12 protein-coding genes are annotated in these 18,728 nt (G+C 58.2%); 6 read left to right on the plus strand and 6 right to left on the minus strand.

Annotated elements, in window-relative coordinates; genetic code table 11:
• The first annotated feature begins 31 nt into the window (after nucleotides 1-31).
• The 3 genes from RBB75_RS14455 (at nucleotide 32) to RBB75_RS14465 (ending at nucleotide 4,148) form a co-directional block, all read left to right on the plus strand.
• Nucleotides 32-2,692: a TonB-dependent receptor gene (locus RBB75_RS14455; protein WP_353068470.1), complete on the plus strand. Its 2,661-nt coding sequence runs from the start codon at nucleotides 32-34 to the stop codon at nucleotides 2,690-2,692.
• Nucleotides 2,693-2,830: 138 nt separating this feature from the next.
• Nucleotides 2,831-3,436, plus strand: a complete 606-nt coding sequence (locus RBB75_RS14460) for a hypothetical protein (RefSeq protein WP_218884494.1) — start codon at nucleotides 2,831-2,833, stop codon at nucleotides 3,434-3,436.
• Nucleotides 3,437-3,638: 202 nt separating this feature from the next.
• A complete protein-coding gene (locus RBB75_RS14465) occupies nucleotides 3,639-4,148 on the plus strand; it encodes a DUF4142 domain-containing protein (RefSeq protein ID WP_353068471.1) in 510 nt (169 codons plus the stop codon).
• A 159-nt stretch (nucleotides 4,149-4,307) separates the two neighbouring features.
• Here RBB75_RS14465 and RBB75_RS14470 read toward each other — a convergent pair whose 3' ends face one another.
• The 4 genes from RBB75_RS14470 to RBB75_RS14485 all read right to left on the minus strand — a co-directional run bounded on the left by RBB75_RS14470 (nucleotide 4,308) and on the right by RBB75_RS14485 (nucleotide 10,615).
• The gene (locus RBB75_RS14470) at nucleotides 4,308-4,694 is read right to left on the minus strand and encodes a hypothetical protein (protein WP_179637442.1); all 387 of its coding nucleotides are present in this window, start codon (nucleotides 4,692-4,694) and stop codon (nucleotides 4,308-4,310) included.
• Nucleotides 4,695-5,013: 319 nt separating this feature from the next.
• Nucleotides 5,014-5,724: a response regulator transcription factor gene (locus RBB75_RS14475; protein WP_179637443.1), complete on the minus strand. Its 711-nt coding sequence runs from the start codon at nucleotides 5,722-5,724 to the stop codon at nucleotides 5,014-5,016.
• Between the two features lie 80 nt (nucleotides 5,725-5,804).
• Nucleotides 5,805-7,055: an MFS transporter gene (locus RBB75_RS14480; protein WP_179637444.1), complete on the minus strand. Its 1,251-nt coding sequence runs from the start codon at nucleotides 7,053-7,055 to the stop codon at nucleotides 5,805-5,807.
• Between the two features lie 155 nt (nucleotides 7,056-7,210).
• Nucleotides 7,211-10,615, minus strand: coding sequence for a TonB-dependent receptor (locus tag RBB75_RS14485; RefSeq protein WP_353068472.1), 3,405 nt, complete (start codon nucleotides 10,613-10,615; stop codon nucleotides 7,211-7,213).
• Nucleotides 10,616-10,896: 281 nt separating this feature from the next.
• Between RBB75_RS14485 and RBB75_RS14490 the strand changes: the two genes are divergently transcribed.
• The gene (locus RBB75_RS14490; protein ID WP_353068473.1) at nucleotides 10,897-12,894 is read left to right on the plus strand and encodes a winged helix-turn-helix domain-containing protein; all 1,998 of its coding nucleotides are present in this window, start codon (nucleotides 10,897-10,899) and stop codon (nucleotides 12,892-12,894) included.
• A gap of 320 nt (nucleotides 12,895-13,214) precedes the next feature.
• Here RBB75_RS14490 and RBB75_RS14495 read toward each other — a convergent pair whose 3' ends face one another.
• Nucleotides 13,215-14,531, minus strand: coding sequence for a hypothetical protein (locus RBB75_RS14495; RefSeq protein ID WP_353068474.1), 1,317 nt, complete (start codon nucleotides 14,529-14,531; stop codon nucleotides 13,215-13,217).
• Nucleotides 14,532-14,684: 153 nt separating this feature from the next.
• Here RBB75_RS14495 and RBB75_RS14500 point away from each other — a divergent pair, with 153 nt between their 5' ends.
• Complete coding sequence (locus tag RBB75_RS14500; protein ID WP_353068475.1) at nucleotides 14,685-15,071, plus strand: hypothetical protein; 387 nt, start codon at nucleotides 14,685-14,687, stop codon at nucleotides 15,069-15,071.
• Nucleotides 15,072-15,100: 29 nt separating this feature from the next.
• On the opposite strand, the gene RBB75_RS14505 is transcribed toward RBB75_RS14500, so the two are convergent.
• The gene (locus RBB75_RS14505) at nucleotides 15,101-15,949 is read right to left on the minus strand and encodes a hypothetical protein (protein ID WP_353068476.1); all 849 of its coding nucleotides are present in this window, start codon (nucleotides 15,947-15,949) and stop codon (nucleotides 15,101-15,103) included.
• Between the two features lie 116 nt (nucleotides 15,950-16,065).
• On the opposite strand from RBB75_RS14505, the gene RBB75_RS14510 reads away from it, so the two are divergent.
• Nucleotides 16,066-18,630, plus strand: coding sequence for a TonB-dependent receptor (locus RBB75_RS14510; protein WP_179637450.1), 2,565 nt, complete (start codon nucleotides 16,066-16,068; stop codon nucleotides 18,628-18,630).
• Nucleotides 18,631-18,728 lie beyond the last annotated feature (98 nt).

Below are 18,728 nucleotides of genomic sequence, written 5' to 3' on the forward strand. Positions count from 1 at the left end.
CTCAATTCTTGACCTGCACTGGAGGCAACACGTGAAACGCACCCAATTCCTCTCCTGGAAACGCTTGGCCGCAAAACTATCCTTGGTTCTTCTTCTAACCACGCTCTCCCCGCGTTCCTACGCGCAGCAATCTGCAACCATCACCGGCACAATTCTCGATCCCAAGGGAAACGTAGTCTCCGGCGCGTTCATCGCCGTCACCAGTGAAGCCTCTACGCAAGCTCACAAAGCCACCGCCGACGGCCAGGGTCACTTCTCCGTCAGCGGTCTGCCCGCCGGCAAATATAACGTCCAGGTCACGGCGCCAGGCTTTGCCTCCGCCGCACGAACCGGCCTGCAGCTTGCAGAGGGCCAGTCGCAGGATCTATCCCTCGCGCTCACCATCGGCAACGTCTCCGAGCAGGTCAACGTCGAAGCCAACGCCTCCAACTCGCTCGCCGCGCAACACGCCCCGCTCGACGCCCTCCTCAGCGCCACCTCCGCGCGCACCGAGATCTCCTCCACCTACATTCAGAACTACGCCTCGCCCATCGCCGACTTCGGCGAGCTCACCCAGATGGTCCCCGGCACCTTCACCCAGAGCCAGAACGGCGTCGGCCTAGGCCAGAGCACCACGACCTTCCGCGGCTTCCCCGATGGCAACTTCGACATCGACTTCGACGGCGTCCCCTTCTTCGACACCAACACTCCCAGCCACCACTCCTGGGCCTTCTTCCCCTCGCAGTGGATCGGCAGCATCGACTTCGACCGCAGCCCCGGCTCAGCCTCCACCATCGGACCCACGCCCTTCGGCGGCTCTATCCACCTTCTCTCGAAGGATCTCTTCACCAATCAAAACATCCATGGCGGCGTCTCCTACGGCTCCTTCAACACCTTCCTCTTCGACGGCGCATACAACTCCGGCAACTTCGGCGGTGACAGCAAAAAGTCAAATCTCTTCGTAGACGTGCACCACACCTCGTCCGACGGCTACCAGACCCTGAACCTCCAAAATCGAAACGCCGGCTCGCTTAAGTATCAATATCAGCTCTCGGCCAAGACCGTCCTCACCGGCTTCAGCGGTGTCGTCTGGGTCGATGCCAACACCCCCAACCTCGCCTCCACCCGTCAACAACTCATCACCCACGGCGACAACTACCTTTTGCAGAAGACCGACACCACCCAGGCCAACTACTATCTCTACAACTACTACCATGTGCCCACCGACTTCGAGTACGTCGGCGTAGACTCCGAGCTCGGCCGCGGCTGGCGCGTCGACGTCAAACCCTACACCTACAACTACGACAACTCCGAGTACTATTCCAAGCAGCCCAAGGGCGGTGCACCGATCAATCCCGTCAACTGTGCCCAGACCTCGACCGTGGCCAAGGGCATCAGCCCCTGCGCCGTCGACAAGTACAACAGCTACCGCAAGTACGGCGAAACCTCCGCCGTCAGCCAGACCTCAAAGTACGGCGTCTTCCGCACCGGCCTCTGGTACGAGTGGGCTAACACCAATCGTCATCAGACTCCCTCCAATCCCTTCACCAAAGTCGACGACGTTCTCCCCAACTTCAACGAAACCTACCAGACCAACGCCTTCCAGCCCTACGGCGAATACGAATTCCACGCCACCCGCAAGCTCACCGTCACCGCCGGTCTCAAGTTCGCGTACTACACCATGGGATTCAAGCAGTACGCAGACAATGGCGGCAAGATCGGCAGCATCGGCGGCAAACCCTTCATCTTCAACCATGCCAACTACACCTCCTGGCTCCCTTCAGTTGACGGCAACTATCGCATCCTGCCCAACTGGTCTGTCTACGGTCAATACGCCACCGGCAGTGTCATCCCTCCCACCAGCGTCTTCGACGTAGCCGGTGGACAGGTCGCCGTCCCACCCAAGCCGCAGACCAACACCACCTATCAGACCGGAACGGTACTCAAGCTGAAGCGTGTCACCTTCGACGCCGACTACTATCACATTCACTTCCAAAACGGCTTCTCCTCCACCGTCGATAACTCGGGCGATGCACAGACTGGTGAAACCATCTACTTTGCCTCGCCCGACTCCGTCACCCAGGGCGTCGAGTTCGAAGGCAACCTCTACCTCGGTCTCGGACTCAGCGCCTATCTCAACGCCACTCGAGGCACAGCCAAATACACAGGCAGCCTCACGGTCAACAGTCCTGCAGGCTCCGCCTTAAATCCGCTCGTCGTCCAGGCTCCCTCGGGTCTGTGGGTCGCCGGAACACCCTCTGACACCGAATCCGAAGGCGTCACCTATCAGAATCATCAATGGAATCTCAGCATCTTCAACAAGCGTGTCGGTTCGCAGTGGGAGGACAAGGGTGCCTACCACAACCAGCAGCGCGTCGACGCCTTCTCCGGCACCGATGCCTACATCAACTACACCATCCGCAACGAGTCACGCTTCAACCAGACTAAGTTTCGGCTGAGCTTCACCAATCTCTTCGACTCTCACAACCAGACCAGCGACACCCTGGGTGGAGCGCTCGTCACCAAGACCTTCACCTCCGGCGGCTTCAAGTACACCGATCCCTTCAACGCAACCACCACCACCTCCACCGCCTTCCCCTCGGGAGCGCCCACCGGCTTCGCCAACGGAGTCAACCTCGCCGACAACCCAACCCTTATGCCAGGAAGAAGCGTCATCCTCTCCGTGATCTTTGGCTACTCTCCAAAGCACTAAGGTTCCTTCCCAACTTCAACGAGAGCTTCCATCACGGCCGTGTCGGCGAGTCTCCAACCGGCACGGCCTCTTTTTCATCACCATTCAACTTTGCCCTTTCGCTCGCCATAAAATGGAAGCAGTTCAAAAGGACTTCCCATGCGTTCTCTCTCGGTAGTTCTCCTCGCGATCTCTGCTCTCAGCTCTGTCTCCTTCCAGCCGGCGCCGGTGCAGCAGCCCCAGGACCATCTCCAGGACCATCTCGCCAACAACACGGTCCTCATCATCCGTCACTCGGAGAAGCCCGAGACCGGCAACGGTCTATCCGCCCAGGGTGAAGAGCGCGCTCGCCTCTACATCAAATACTTCCAGCCCTTTCAGGATCAGCAGCCGCCCATCGAAGTCGATAGCCTCTACGCCGGAGCCGACTCCAAAAGCAGCATCCGCCCCAGGCTAACCCTCGAGCCGCTCAGCAAAGCTACCAACCTCCCCATCAACTCCTCCATCAGCTCAAAGGACTCCGCCGCCCTCGTCGCCGAACTCAGATCTCATCCGCACGGCCACTGCCCGCTCATCTCTTGGCGTCACGGCGACATGCCCGCCCTCCTCACCGCCTTCGGAGCATCGCCGGATAAACTCCTCCCCAATGGCCGCTGGCCCGATGACGTCTACGATTGGGTCGTAGTCCTGACCATGGGGCCCAGCGGTCAGCTCGTATCGCAAAAGCTCGTTCACGAGCAACTCATGCTAAAGCTCATCCGCTAACTTCATCCTGCCACCATCGAGAAGTTAGTAGTCGCTAACGCCAGTGTTGCAGAGAAATGAGTTACTGAAAGAGTCACAAAATTTTTGTTGAACACATCAAGGTCCCGTCTTGCCACGGCGCATCTATATACAACGTCGAAGCCTGAAACGGCCTCTCACACCGTGAACGAATCTCGCGGCTAAGCCGCAACATGGAGAACCGATGAAAAACACCACGCAGTGGATCTGTTGTGCGACGCTGGGCCTTGCGGCAACTCTTATTCCAGCCAAAGCCAAAGCCGCAACAGACGACGACAAGAAGTTCCTCGCGACCGCCGCGCAGTCCGACCAGAATGAGATCGCTCTCAGCCAGCTGGCGGACCAGAAGGGCACAAATCCCGCGGTAAAAGCATTCGCCGGCAAGATGGTCAAAGAACACACGAACATGACCGAAAGTATGAAACCCTTCGCCGATTCGTGGGGCCTTACACCTCCGAGCGGCCCCGATGCTGACCACCAGAAAGAACTCGATAAGCTCAATGGTCTCTCTGGGAATGACTTCGATAAGGAGTACATGAGCCAGATAGTGACCGATCACTCAAAAGCGCTAAGCGCCTTTACCTCCGAAGCAAAAGACACCAAAGACGTGAAATTTCGCGCCGCGGTCATCAAAGGAAAGACAGCCGTAGCCGCCCACAAGAACATGGCTTACGACCTGAAAAAGAAGCTGTAGGGAAGTTGTAGAGTGATTCAGCTCAAACAAGGAATGCCCATCCCTGCCACCGAGGCGCAGGGGTGGGCATTTGCCGTATAGATCGCCTGCCTTTCAGGCATCCACAAAGCGTGTGAAAGTTTTCATTTCATTTTTGAAATGATCTGTAGAGCACTTGGGCTAGGCCAGATAGCCCGACACCGTTACAAACAGCGTACCCGTTGAGCTACCCGGCGGACTGGTCGCCGTTACAGAGATCGTTGTCCCCGGATCGGCGTACAGGCGGACCGCCTGCAGAGCGACATAAAAGTCATAGCCATTGGAACTCTGGGCGTACGCAAAGGTCAGCGGAACAAACAAAGTGACACTCACGCCCCCGCAGATGTAGTTCACGAAGGCCTCAAGTTTGCTCCCCGGTGGAGTCACATCCAATTGGAGACTCAGCGTCTCGACGACCAGGTGCCCCCCGGCTGGCACTGCGACCGAGGGTGACCCGGTGGCTCCAAAAGGACTGGCCGGCAGCCCCGGCGCGGAAGTAACGGCATTGACCACATCGACCTTCTCCATGAACGCCTCCAAAGACACAAACTGTGTTCTGGGCCCGGTCGCACTACCATACCAAAACTCACCGAAACCTCCCCCGAAGTGGGAAGCCCCAAATAAATCTCAAATCCGTGTCACAATTTTAGCGCCCGAAATAGTGACTGCTAAAACACCACATCCACCACGCAAAACACCACAGCTTCACCACCAAAACACCACGTCAAAACACCCGATTTCTCCAAAACCCCTAGGAAAATCGCAAAATATCCTCGCGCAGAAAAAACTGGATTCTACCGCCCAGTTAAACCACAAACACGCTCCCCGCGCCTCAGCGAGTAGGCCTTCATGCCGATTCGTCCCCGGCGTCCTTGAAGCTGCCATACTCCAGCACAAGCCGATAACCCCGATTGCGCAGATTCTCAATTGTGGGCGGATTTGACCCCTCTCCAAGCTTCCGTCTCAAATTCGAAACATGCGCCTCAATCACATTGGAGTGATGCACCCAGTTGAAGTCGTACATATGCTCCAACAGCTCTCGCTTGGAGACGATTGCGCGCGGCCGATGCATCAGGTACTCGAGAATCCGATACTCCATGGGAGAGAGCACAATCGGGTTGCCCGCACGAAAGACGCTCTGGTCCCCGGTGTGCAGCTCCAGATCGCCCAGCCGCAGCGCAGGACTCGCCATCCCTTTGCCCCGGCGAATCAGCGCCTTTGCCCGCGCAATCACCTCTCCCAGGTCGAAGGGTTTGCTCAAATAATCATCCGCTCCGCTGTTCAGCAGTTGAATAATTGAAGACCGTTCGCTGCGCGCCGTCAGAATCAGTACTGCAGTGCTATCGCCTCGTTCGCGAAGCCGGCGAAGCACCGTCATGCCATCCAGCCCCGGCAGCATTAGATCGAGAATGATCAGGTCGTAACAGGCATTCTCAGCCAGATCCAGCCCCGTCTGCCCATCCTCCGCATGGTCCACCGCGAAGCCCGGCCCATCGCGCAGAGCATGCGCCACGTTTTCAGCCAGGCGAATCTCGTCTTCAACCAGTAGGACACGCATGAATAGATCTCAACACATAAAGCTTAAGACAGCCTGAAGCTGTCCCTCGGCAAGTGATTTTTCGACAGCGTACAGGCCGATCAACCGGCTTTGGCGCGGAAGCTTCTTCCACGTCTCTCCGGTCCTAGAGCAAAGATAAACAGCAGCATCACAATCACTAAAACTTCAAAGATCGTAAGTGCTAGAGGATACCCCAGGTGATCGCGCAGGAGAAACTCGATCGACACCGCCGGCGACGCGATCAACACCCCAAGCTGATACACAAAGCCAGGGAACAGGCTGCGCACCGAATCCGGAGAGAGTTCGTTCAGGTGTGCCGGAATCACCCCAAAGGCTCCCTGCACTCCGGTCTGCATCAGATACGATCCAACCACCAGCACCAGGACCGTCCCGCCAAACGCCCAAGCCGGAATCGCCGCAAGGCTGACAACCAGCGCGATCATAATTGCACGCCGCCTGCCTACGCGTTCCGAGAGATACCCAAAGAAGACCGCTCCCGTGATAGCTCCGATGTTGTAGATAATCGGAATCCCATAGAGCGGCTTCATGCCCAGCACCAGCGAGCTCCCGATGGAAGGAATGCTCTTCAGAAAGTCGGGATAGAGATCCTGCGTTCCATGCGACAGGCACGACATCACAACCATCACCAGCAGGAGATACGAGAAACTCCCCATGTGCTGAAAGAGTGTCTTGAAGATCGTTGTGACCGAGCCCATGCGGTGCAGCTTCCACGCCTCAGACTCCGGCGACAGCAGTGTCAGCACAACGATCACCGCCGCCATCAACGTCCCCACCAGAAACATCGCGTGCCAGCCCAGGTGCGGCATTATCGTCAACATCCCCACTGCCGCCAGAAGATATCCGAACGGATAGCCTCCCTGCATCATGCCGGAGAGAAGACCCCGCAGCTTTCTCGGCGCATTCTCCATCGCGAACGAAGCCCCGATGCCCCAGTAACCGCCCATGCCAATCCCATACAGAGCTCGCATCGCGACAAAGAATCCGTAGTTAGGAGAGAATCCGCTCAGAACCGTGACAATCGAAAAGTAGACGACGCACAGCATCAGCGGCTTCCTGCGTCCAAACCGGTCAGCCAGTGCTCCAAAGATCAGCGCGCCCACCGGACGCATCGCCAGCGTGATCGAAATCGTAAAGACAATGGCTCTCTTCTCCACCTGAAAGTGGCTCGCCAGAGTGTCGAACAGAAAGACAATGACAAAAAAGTCGAAGGCGTCCAGCACCCAACCAAGCAGGCCGGAGGCCACCGCGAACTGCCAGCCGGGCGTGCTTTGCTCCTCTTGCGAATAGGTCAACTCGTCTTCAATATGCATGCAAGGCCCTCGCTGGCATGGATGTTGCCGGCGTCTGCAGTACCCCAGCAGACTTCTATGCTAAAACTGCGTTTTCTACTCGGAACAGAGGATGGGGAGAAAACCATCGAAGAGAAAAGCGCGACGGCGTCTCGTGTCCGCCATCGCGCTTAGGGTTAGAAGACAAACTTCGCTCCAAGTTGAATCTGCCGGGAGCTAGAAGAGGTTTGATTGAGAGCCGTGGGAAGAGAGCTTCCATCAAAGTCGTAGACAGAGTTGTTTTGCCCGAAGGTGTTCAAGAAGCCGGGAGAGAGGTAGTTCGTGTGGTTGAGTATGTTGAAGAACTCCGCCCGGAACTGCACGTTGAAGGCGTCCGATATTCGCGGCACCTTGGTGTTCTTGAAGAGAGAAAAATCGACAGTCGTCAGATGCGGACCATAGAAGCTGTTGCGCCCCGAGTTGCCGACAACGTTAGAGCAGAATTGACGCCCCGAAGGAGCCGCAGGTCCGGAATAGTTGAGGAAGGAGTTAGGCGCACATCCCAGAGGATTCGCAGCAGTCGCAACTCCAAGCGATAACGGCGCCGTCGGTGGCGTAAAGCAGTTGTTATTGATGTAGGCCAATCCCTTTCCGCCGGTTGGCTTGCAACCGGGAAGCACATCCGCAAAGTCCATGGAGTAGTCGCCGTTGAAGCCCGTTCCGAGCGGGTCATTTCCTCCTCCTACGGTTACCGTGAAAGGTGCGCCCGTCTCAGCCGTAACGATGCTTCCAATCTCCCACCCGTGGACTGCGAAGTTTGCAAAAGAAGAAGAGAAGTTCGGCGCTGGAATCTCCCAGATGAAGTTGCCAGTCAACACCTGTCTGATGTCGAAGTCGCAAGCCCCAACCCTCGCCTGCTTGAAAGACAGAAGAGGAACAGCGATCGAATTCAAATAGGTGTCACCCGTAACCGGAGCGGAGCTAAGGTCGCGGCATTTGCTGAACGTGTAAGACAACTGCCCCTGGATGCCGTGATCGGCCGCCTTCTTCAGTTGAGATTGAAATGCCTCATAACTAGCTGCCCCATCGAACAACACAGGACGAATCCCAGCGCCGCCGCCCCAGTTGGAGTCGACCCGCGTGCCCGTCTGACTGCTGGAGCAAGTACCTCCTGCGCCTAGAGAAGACGGGTCACAGGGGAAGACGATGCCGACCCCGCTCACCACGGTCCCTGGTACAAGGTTGACATCGTCCGCTGCCGCTGACAGGTGGAGCGAGCGAGAGCCCACATAGCCGAGGGTCATCATGAACCCCTGCCCCAGGTCTTGTTGGACATTGACGTTCCAGTTATAAACGGCTGCGCGCTTTGGATGAATGTCAATGTAACGATTTCGAATCTTTTGCTGGTTGAAGTTGACATTGCCGTCGATCACACCAGTCCCCAGCGTTGCGTTCGGATCGGCGCCAATAATCTGGAAGGGAGCGGTCGCGGCCGTATTCAACCCAAACTCATAAGGCAGAGGGAGCACGTCGAACATTCCGAAGGCTCCACGCACCGCTGTCTTTCCGGTGCGAAACGGATCCCACGAAAATCCCACGCGCGGCTCAAAGTTCTTGGTCGTCGGGTTCGACGAGATGGGACTGTCCACGCCCACCGGTCCGCACGCCGTGCTGCTGGCACCGCAGTTGACCAGCGTCGTAATCTCCTGGAAGCCCGCGGACGCCACCGTATAACCATTCACCGTGTAACCGGGTACCTTATTCGCATCGGTGGGTTTGGTCGTCGCCTCGTAGCGCAGTCCCAGATTCAGAGTGAAGTTCTTGCTTACAGTCCAGTCGTCCTGAACATAGCCAGCAAAAAGACTCTCACGCAGACCCACCTCGGTCGATCCACCCGGAGCAAGCGCATTCAGCTGATCCGCCTGGTTGCTCAAAAACTTCGCCAGCGTGGAATACGTGTTCATCCTTCCATTCGGGCTAAGCTGTTCGAGCACGTTGTACCGCATCCGCTCAAACCCGAAGCCCAGCTTGATCGAGTGAGTGCCCTTCGTCAGGAACGCGTCGTCATAGATCTGACCTGAAGTCCACGCGTGGTTGAACTTATTAAATCCATTCAGCCCGTAAGCCGTCGTAAGGCCGGCGACCGGCAGCTGCGGCGGCGCCTTCGACCCCGGCGCAATCGCAAGCGCAGCGTCCGTCGCTACAGCGTTGCCGGAGACAGGCGTATTGATCTTACCGATAATCCGGCTGACGCCGCCTCGCACCGTGTTGGCGAACGAAGGGTTGAAGACGTGAGTCTCCTCCGCGGTATAGAGCTGCCTCCGGGAGAAGACACTGTGCACCGCATTATTAAGCGGATCAGCCTGCGTCTGCGGCCCCGAATCGAAGAAATAAGTCGCATCAAGATTGTCACGATTAGAGATCTTCTGATCGAAGCGGGTGATGACATAGTTCTCCGACGCATGCGTAGGCGTCGACACATTGAGCGATTGAATCCCGTTCAAGTCAGGCGCGCCCGCAGGAGCCACCGGCCACAACGCAAGGTACGGAACAATCGCAGGCACCGCGGCTGCTCTCGAGGCAGCGTCCGGGACATGGATCGTGCCCGAGCTCGACTGGCTCTGCCGAATCCCCTCGTAGTCCACGAAGATGAAACTATGGTCTTTGACGATGGGCGCGCCCGCGGAACCGCCAAACTGTAGCCGGCGGAACGAGGGAATCTTGGGACCATCAAAGTAGTTGCGTGCATCGAAGATGCTATCGCGATCGAAGAAGTACGCCGTCCCATGAATCTCGTTCGTACCAGACTTCGTGATCGCATTAATAACCGCGCCAGAGGTACGCCCATACTCCGCCGTATAGTTCGCGGTCAGCACCGAGAACTCGCCGATCGCATCAACGCCAAGATTCACTCCCGTCGCCCCGCCCGGTGCCGCATTCGAGTAGTCATTGGTCACCATGCCGTTCACCCGGTAGGTATTCTCGTTGGCGCGATGCCCGCCATCGCTCAACTGATTACCAAACCCACGGTTTCCCTTGTTCGCGCTGAAGCCGGTAGTCGCCTGATTCGGAATGCTGACAACTCCCGGCTCCAGCGTCGCCAGCGAGGTCCAGTCTCGGCCGTTCAGCGGCAGCTCCCGCACCGTCCTCGAATCCACCGTCGCGCTCAGCCCGGACGACGACGATTGAATCGAAGGTGGAATCGTCGTTACAACCACCGTCTGCGAGATCTTGCCGACCGACAGCTTGCCATCGTAGGTCTGTTGCGCGCCCACGGTCAGCACCAGCCCCTTTTGCAGAACTGTGCTGAAGCCGTTCGCCTCGACCTTCACCGTGTAATCCCCTGGAAGAAGGTTCGGGATCACATAGAACCCGGCATCGTTGGTTGTGGCGGATCGACTCGCCCCGTTCGAACTATTTTGCGCCGTCACCAGCGCTCCCGGCACCACAGCGCCCGAGTTATCAGAGATCTCCCCCGAAAGTGTCGCCCCCGATACCTGTCCCGCTGCCGGCTTCGCAAAAACTCCACACGCGATCAGTGCACTCAACACGCCCACCAGCAAACGTGACCCAAACTTTCTGAAGTCGATTCCAAACGTCATAGCGCCTCCAACTGCCTCATTGAGAAAGTAAATTTCTGTGCTCGCGGCACAGTTCAGGACTCTGCAAGTGCGTGAATATTGAACCCTCGGTCTCACATAGGCAATAGCTTGCGTATCAGTTGCGAAACATTTGGAGATAACGCTTCTACTCCTTTGAATTGAGTAAGTTTCAGCGGAGGGTAACAGCCCGCTGGCCTCGCGTTTCTAATTGACATGGCACAGAACGGGAGCTTATAGTTCGACGCTGTCGCCAAGTTTTAATAAACGCGGGCTTATCTCTCATGATCTCCGAGCAAGTCGAAGCACCCTTCCGCATCGTCCGATTTGGCCTCTTCGAGGTCGACCTTGAAGCCTGCGAGCTTCGGAAGAAGGGCCTACGCATTAAGCTTCAGGATCAGCCGTTGCATATCTTACGAGTGCTCATCGAGCGGCCCGGCGAGATCGTAACACGTGAAGAGCTGCGTCATCGACTCTGGCAGCCAGACACCTTCGTCGACTTCGACCACAGCCTCAACACCGCCATGATGCGGCTCAGGGAAGTCCTCGGCGACTCCTCCGAGAATCCCCGCTTCATCGAAACCGTACCGCGAAAGGGATACCGTTTCGTCGCTCCGGTGCACCTGGTCAGGCCCGAGACCGCAACCGACTCCGTCGCCACTCCGGACGGCAATCATGCAACTCTTCCGCCGGCAAACGAATCGAAAGTCCTCGATCCCATCACTAGCGAAGACACCACCCATCCTGTCGCCTGGATCAGGAAAAATCTTCAGATTTCGTTGTTTCATGCGCTGATCTTCGTCGTGGTTCTCGTTTTGTTGACGGCCATCGTCTCATCGATCTTCTTCAAACTCCGCTCCAACAGCATCTTTTCCTACGCCTCCTCTAAGCCCATCACCTCTCTCGTCGTATTGCCAATGGAAAACCTCTCAGGCGAAAAGAGCCAGGAGTACTTCGCCGACGGCATGACCGACGAACTCATTGCAAGCCTGGCAAGAATCAGTTCCATCCGCGTGCTCTCTCGAACCACCGCCATGGAGTACAAAGACTCTCACGAGTCGCTCGGAAAGATCGCGCGCGACCTCGGCGTCGATGCCGTCGTAGAAGGCACCGTTCTTCGCTCCGGCGATCGCGTCAGGATCACCGCGGAACTCATTCAAGTCTCCACCGACAGGCATCTATGGGCCGACACCTATGAGAGCCCGCTCGATGACGTGCTCACCCTGCAAAACCGCGTCGCGTCGGCCATCGTGGAGCAGATCCGCATCCAGCTCACCTCGCAGGATAAAAGCCGTCTGGCCAGCAGACGTCTCGTCAAACCTGACGCCTACGAGGATTTCCTCAAAGGCTTGTTCTACTGGAACAAGCGCTCCCGCGAAGATCTCCTCAAAGCCATCGACTACTTCCAATCGGCTATCGTCAAAGACCCGCAGTACGCCCTGGCCTACGCCGGTCTTGCCGACTGTTACGGCATCCTCGGCGCAGCCATCGTCGGCACCGTTCCTACCATCGACGTTGCACCCAAAGCCGAAGCCGCCGCCATGAAGGCCGTCGAGCTCGACTCCTCTCTCGCCGAGACCCAGACCACCCTCGCCACCGTTCAGTTCAACTACAAGTGGGACTGGAAGGCCGCCGAAAGGGGCTTCCGCAGGGCCATCGAGCTGAACCCCAACTACGCGACCGCCCATCAGCGCTACTCCCTCTACCTCACCGCCATGGGCCGTCGCAGCGAAAGCCTGCAGGAGATGGAGCGCGCCCGCTCTCTCGACCCGCTCTCCGTCAGCATGAACTTCAGCCTCGGATGGCGGCTCTACATGGCGCGTGAGTACGATCGCGCCCTCGTGCAGCTCAACGATGCCATCGAGATGGATCCATCCTTCGTCCTCCCCCACATCGTCCTCGGACAGACCTACGAGCAGAAGGGAGACTACCCGAAGGCGATCGCCGAGCTGGAGAAGACTGCGATCATGTCGCACCAGAGTCCCCCAGTCATCGCTGCTCTCGGACACGTCTACGCCGTTGCAGGCAGAGCCGGAGACGCCCGCAAGACTCTCGAGAAGCTCCAGTCCGAATCAAGCACTGGATACGTCTCTCCCTTCTATGTCGCCCTCGTCTATGCAGGGTTGAAAGATGAAAATCACACCATGGAGTGGCTCGAGAAAGCCTACGCCGACCGCTCCAACAGCATGGTCTTCCTCGACGTCGATCCCCGATTCGACAATCTAAGAAGCAACCCGAAGTTCCAAAACCTCCTCCTCCAGCGAATGAACTTCGTCAACTAAAACATCTCCGTCAACTAGACATCTATCCCTACAGCAGCCAACGATGATCCGGGTGTGATGATCCAGGTGGTGACGAATCCGGGTGGTGATGAATCGGGGTGTGATGAATTCGGGTGCCCCATCCTTTCGCAGTCTCAGCGCGATAGGGTGGGGTATTCGCGCCACGCGAACCGCATTCTCCCGATCCCGCACACACCTAAAAAGTACACATTCCTCCCAACCCTCGCGAAACCACCCATGAATAGACCGAACCCAACACCGGAACCCCCGCCACTGACTCGCTGGCACGCTAACTCCGCTGACTAGCTCAATCACGCAACTCACAACTTCGGCGACGGAAGCATCGTCGAATTGCGCGGCGTAGTCTGAAGCACCAGCCGGGTATCGCGAGCAAACGTAACATCCCGCCCACGCTTGATCCACCGCTCATAGATCGAAATCGCCGCGCCATAGTAGCCGAGTCCTGCCGCCACATTTCGCTGCTGCAAAGCAGTTCCGACAATAAAACCGATAGCGCCAAGACTATTGGAGGCGACTGCATTCTTGCCGAACCCGCCGCCCGCTCCCTCACCCTTGTCCACATCAAGCGGCCGCGCAGCAAGGACCAGCAGCGTGAAGGGAACCAGAAGTTTATCCTGCGGCTTTGGCTTCACCTGGCCCTCTGAGTCGAGCGCAAGCTTGTCCGGCGCAGCAGAATCGGCTCCCGTCAGCGACGCCTGAACATTCTGCGTCACCCCGCTGGGAAGAATCAGCTGCCGAAAGTCGAAGTGCAGCGTTCCGCCACGGCCAAAGCTGCGGGCAGGCTTGGCCTCCGTCACCGCTCCCACGATGGTAGCCCCCTCGGGCACGGCGATCGTGTGGTCCGGGTTGTAGATAGGCTCGGCCACCGTCGCCTCGATTGCCTCACCGGACTTCGACGTAGCCGAGCTCAGCCCTCCGCCAAGATAAGCCTGGATGATCCACGTCCTGCTGTCCGTCTCTGCCGGCGCAGGCGTCGCCGCAACAGGCTGCGCCTTGGCCACCGTCTCGACAGCCGTCTGCGAAAGAGATAGTGGCTCGGAGGTCTCAACCGTCCACGCTGTCTTCTTCTCGATTCGTTGAGGGTGACACGGAAGCTGCGTATAAAGAAACTGCTTCAGGCGGTCGCCCTTATCCGGCCCAGTCACAATCGCAAGCTTGTCCTTCAAAATCTGTTTACCGTTGTCCCACTGCTGATGCACAAAGCCCCCTTGACGAGGCGGCGGCGCAACCAGGCGATAGATCGGCGCGCCATCGGTCGCGACACCGGTCACAAGAGGAACCGTCGTCCCATCGGCCAGCGTGACGCCCGTAAAACGAACCACAGGAGTTCGAAACGGTGTGAAGTCTCCGCGAAGGCGAGCGCTAACCCGTTGCGAGTGGTTCGCGTGCAGACCCACCACCATGCCGGAGACAACCGTCCCGGCCGGAAGAACCTCCGTGTTGTCGATGTAGATCGGGTAGATCAACTCTGCGCTTATCGCCTGGCCCACCCGCATGGGGAGATGATCTTCAATCTGGACCGGAAAAGGGGTACCTGCAGGAACCGTAATGCTTTGGGCTGCGCAGACACTGGCAAAAAACGCCAGGGAGCACAAGGGGAGTTTTCGCAAATCCATGCTCCGTAACTTCATACATCATGATGAACTCTGAAACTTAACTGAGCATTAAGACGCTCGAATCGCAAAGAGGTTGTGCGTCGAAGACCCACTTCAATACAAAGACTATCGCAACGCTTCCAACCCTTCATCGGGTTGGGACAGGAGAAGACCTTGACCCGGTCGCAGCTACCACCCGCCGTTGAGAAGACCGTCCAAGCCCAATCCCAGGGAGCCACCATCAAACGATTTGTCACCGAGCGGGAAGACGGAAAGACCGTCTACGAAGCCGAGATGATCGTGGACGGCCACACCAAAGACATCCATATCGCAAAGGATGGAACCCTGAACGAAATCGAAGAAGAAGTTGCCATAGACTCTCTCCCTCCCGACGTTCAGGCAGCTCTGCGAAAAAAAGCAGCAGGCACAGACATCACCAAGGTGGAATCCTTAACCAAACAGGGCACTCTCGTCGCTTACGAAGCCGCAACCCTGAAGGGACACCACAAAGGCGAAGTTCAGGTCGGTCCCACGGGAAAGCAGCTCGCCCACCCTGAGTAACGCCGAAATCCTGAATCACCTCAAACTCCTCACTGCACCAGCAGTGCGACCGCCTGCGGAAGCGAGATGTCCACAGGCAGCGCGTGAAAGTCTCGATGGATGGAGTGTTGCTGCCGTCCTATCGTTTTAAAAATTGCGATCCGTCCATCGATCTTTACGTCCAGCACAGTAGTCTTCCAGACATTCGGCCCAACAAGATCGCGCGTCGTCGTAAAGTTCGTCCCTCGATGAATGGTGCCCAGCAAACCGTATCCAAATGAAACGTCATCGTCGAGCGCGCCGCTGAGTTGATGCAGCCTCCGGGATCGGCTGTCAGCGATCAGCGTTCCCTTCATGCCATGGAGCGCCCGCTCCTCGAAGGTCTGCGGTACGTAGTTCGGGTTGGGCTTGTAGTTGATGCGAACCCAATCCCCCTCGCGGCCGCCGTCCTCGAACACGAAAGCTCGAGGCAGCAGATAAATCATCTGCCGCGCGCGGTTCTCGTCGCTCTGCTGGTCCTGTCTGCTGTTTCGAAGGGAAGTCAGGTCAGCTGCAATCGCCCTGATTCGTGCAATCTCCTCTGCACGCCGGCTGGCAGAGAGCGGATGACCATCCTCCGCAATCAGGTACCGCAGCCTCCCCTCCCAGATATCCGCGACACGCTCTGTCCACACATGGCCCTTCGTCCGGTCGGAGGTCTCAATCGAAGTGTAGACAAAAGGCGGTCTCTGCGAGGCAGCCTCTCGCTCCGCGCTGACAACCGACCTCACCACACTCTCAAGACTTTCGTTGCTCTGCGCCCGCAAGCTAGTGCCAGCCAATCCGCGCAGCCCAACACTCAGTACGAAAAAGAGAAGAGCCCGGTTGATTCGATAAAGGGAGCAGCTGGCATCTGCCATGAAGAAGAGCTTACAAATCTGGCATTAAGTGGACCTTAAGAGAAGCTCGGCAGCCCGCGACTCACCTCAAGAAACCCATTCAGCAATCCTTAAGCTTGACTGACTAACATGGAGAGATGGCGCCGCGTCACCTGCTGCTTTTTCTTCTGCTCACGCTCTCCTGCTCTTCCTTGGCGCAGACCCTGCTCTCTGTCCGTGGCTCCATCCTCGACCCCACCGGCGCAGCCATCCCCGGAGCCGCAGTGCAGCTCGAAACTACCACCGGCACCCTCGCCGCCCAATCCGCATCCGACGACCGCGGAAACTTCCTCCTCAGCAATCTCTCTCCCGGCAACTACTCTCTCAGCGTCCCCGCCTACTCCGGCTTCGCTGCCCACGCGGCCCCGCTCCACCTCACCACCAGCATCGCCAACCTCAAGATCACCCTCTTCACCCAGTCCATCAATCAGGAGGTCAACGTCGGCGACACCGACCAGTCCCTCTCCACCGACCCCTCCGCCAACAAAGACACCGTCGCAGTCTCCGGCGACGACCTCCGCAAACTCCCCGTCTTCGATCAGGACATCGTCGCCACCCTCACCCCCTTCCTCGACTCCTCCGCAGGCTCCTCCGGCGGCGCCACCATCATCGTCGACGGCGTCGAGATGAAGTCCGTCGGCGTCTCTGCCTCCGCCATCCAGGAGGTCCGCATCAACAACGACCCCTACTCCGCAGAGTTCACCCGCCCCGGCCGCGGCCGCATCGAGATCACCACCAAACCCGGCTCCCCCATCTTCCACGGCGAGGCCAACTTCATCTTTCGCGACGCCATCTTCAACGCAAAAAATTACTTCTCTCCAGTCCGCCCGCCAGAGGCCCGCCGCATCTACGAAGGCCACCTCGGCGGCCCCGTCGGACACGGTGGACACACCAGCTTCATAGCCTCCGCCTCCTACCGCCAGCAGAACACCGCCTCCGTCGTCAACGCCATCGGCCCCAACGGCACCATAAGCGAAAACGTCCTCACCCCCAACCGCAACTCGCAGTACTCCATGCGCTTCACCCACGACTACTCCCCCAACCATCGCCTCGCCATCGGCTACAACTTCGAAAGCTTCTCCAGCACCAACGCCGGAGTCGGCGGCATCACCCTCCCTGAGGCCGGCTACAACCTCAACTCCCGCGAAGACGACGTCATCTTCAACGACCGCCTCATCCTCTCTCCCAATCTCATCAACCAGCTCCTCATCACCTTCGAGAAGGACGAAGACGTCACCAAATCAGTTACAAATGCCCCCGCGGTCCAGGTCAGCGGCTCCTTCATCGGCGGCGGCGCGCAGGCCGACATCGCACGCACCGAAAACACCATCCACCTCAACGAAATCCTCACCTGGAGCCACGGCAAGCACTACCTCCGCATCGGCGTTCAACTCCCCCAGTTCAGCCGCCGCGCCGTCGACGACCACACCAACCGCCTCGGCACCGCCAAATTCGCCTCCCTCGACAACTACGCCGCAAACACCCCCTACGTCTTCACCGCGCAGCAGGGCATCGGCCGCGGCCTCTATTGGATCAATGAACTCGGCTCCTTCATCCAGGATCAGGTCAAGCTCACTCTGCATCTCCAGGCCTCACTCGGCCTCCGCTACGACTGGCAGACCTTCCTGCACGACTACAACAACCTCTCCCCGCGCATCTCGCTCGCCTATGCCCCCGGAAAAGGCAAGACCATCTTCCGCACCGGCACCGGCATCTTCTACGATCGCACCGGCGGCGACAATCCCGCCACCGTCGTCCTCCACAACGGCGTCGTCCTCCACTCCATCCAGATCCAGAACCCCACCTACCCCCTCCCGCCCAACTTCGACTACAACACCATCCCCACCAACCTCGTTCGCTTCGCCCCCAACATCCGCACACCCTACGCCATCCAGTACAGCTTCGGCGTCGAACGCCAGATCCACAAGACCGTCACCGTCACCGCAGCCTATCGCGGACAGGTCGGCGTAAAGTCCTTCCGCTCCCGCGACGCCAACGCCCCCATCCTCCCGCCCGACCCCAACCTCTCCGCCAACTACCCGCGCCCCAATCTCAACTACGGCCAGATCCAGCAGATCGAATCCGGCAGCCGCGGTCTCCTCAACGCACTCGACCTCTCCTTCCGCGGGCAGGCCGGACGCTGGTTCTCCGGTCAGGCCCAATACACCCTCTCCCGCTACGACAACAACACCGGAGGCATCAACGCCTTTCCGCAAAACCAGTACGACCCAAATAACGAATGGGGCCGCGCCGATCTCGACCGCCGCCAGCGCTTCAACCTCGTAGGCAACATCAACCCCGACCACTGGCTTTCGCTCGGCGTCATCGCCACCCTCTACACCGGCACGCCCTACACCGAAACCACCGGCAACGATGACTTCCACACCGGCCTCGGCAACGCCCGCCCCCCGGGCGTCGGACGCAACACCCTCCAGGCCGGCGGCGTCGCCTCGCTCGACCTCCTCTACAACCACGACTTCCGCCTCACCAAAGAAAAAGGAGACAAAGCCAAATTTCTCTCCGCCGGCATCTCCGCCTTCAACGTCCTCAACCGCACCAACTACACCAACTACATCGGCTCGCTAAGCTCCTCACTCTTCGAGCACCCCACCGCAGCCCTCGCAGGCCGTCAGCTACAGTTCTCCATCGGCTACCGCTTTTAACTCAAGCGAATACCAATGAACGAAATTTAGATCCACTCAAGCAGCTGAGTAGTCGATCACTTAACTCTGATGTAGCAGCATCGGAGATCGCTGCTCAA

It is taken from the genome of Tunturibacter empetritectus, assembly GCF_040358985.1.
Classification (GTDB): domain Bacteria; phylum Acidobacteriota; class Terriglobia; order Terriglobales; family Acidobacteriaceae; genus Edaphobacter; species Edaphobacter empetritectus.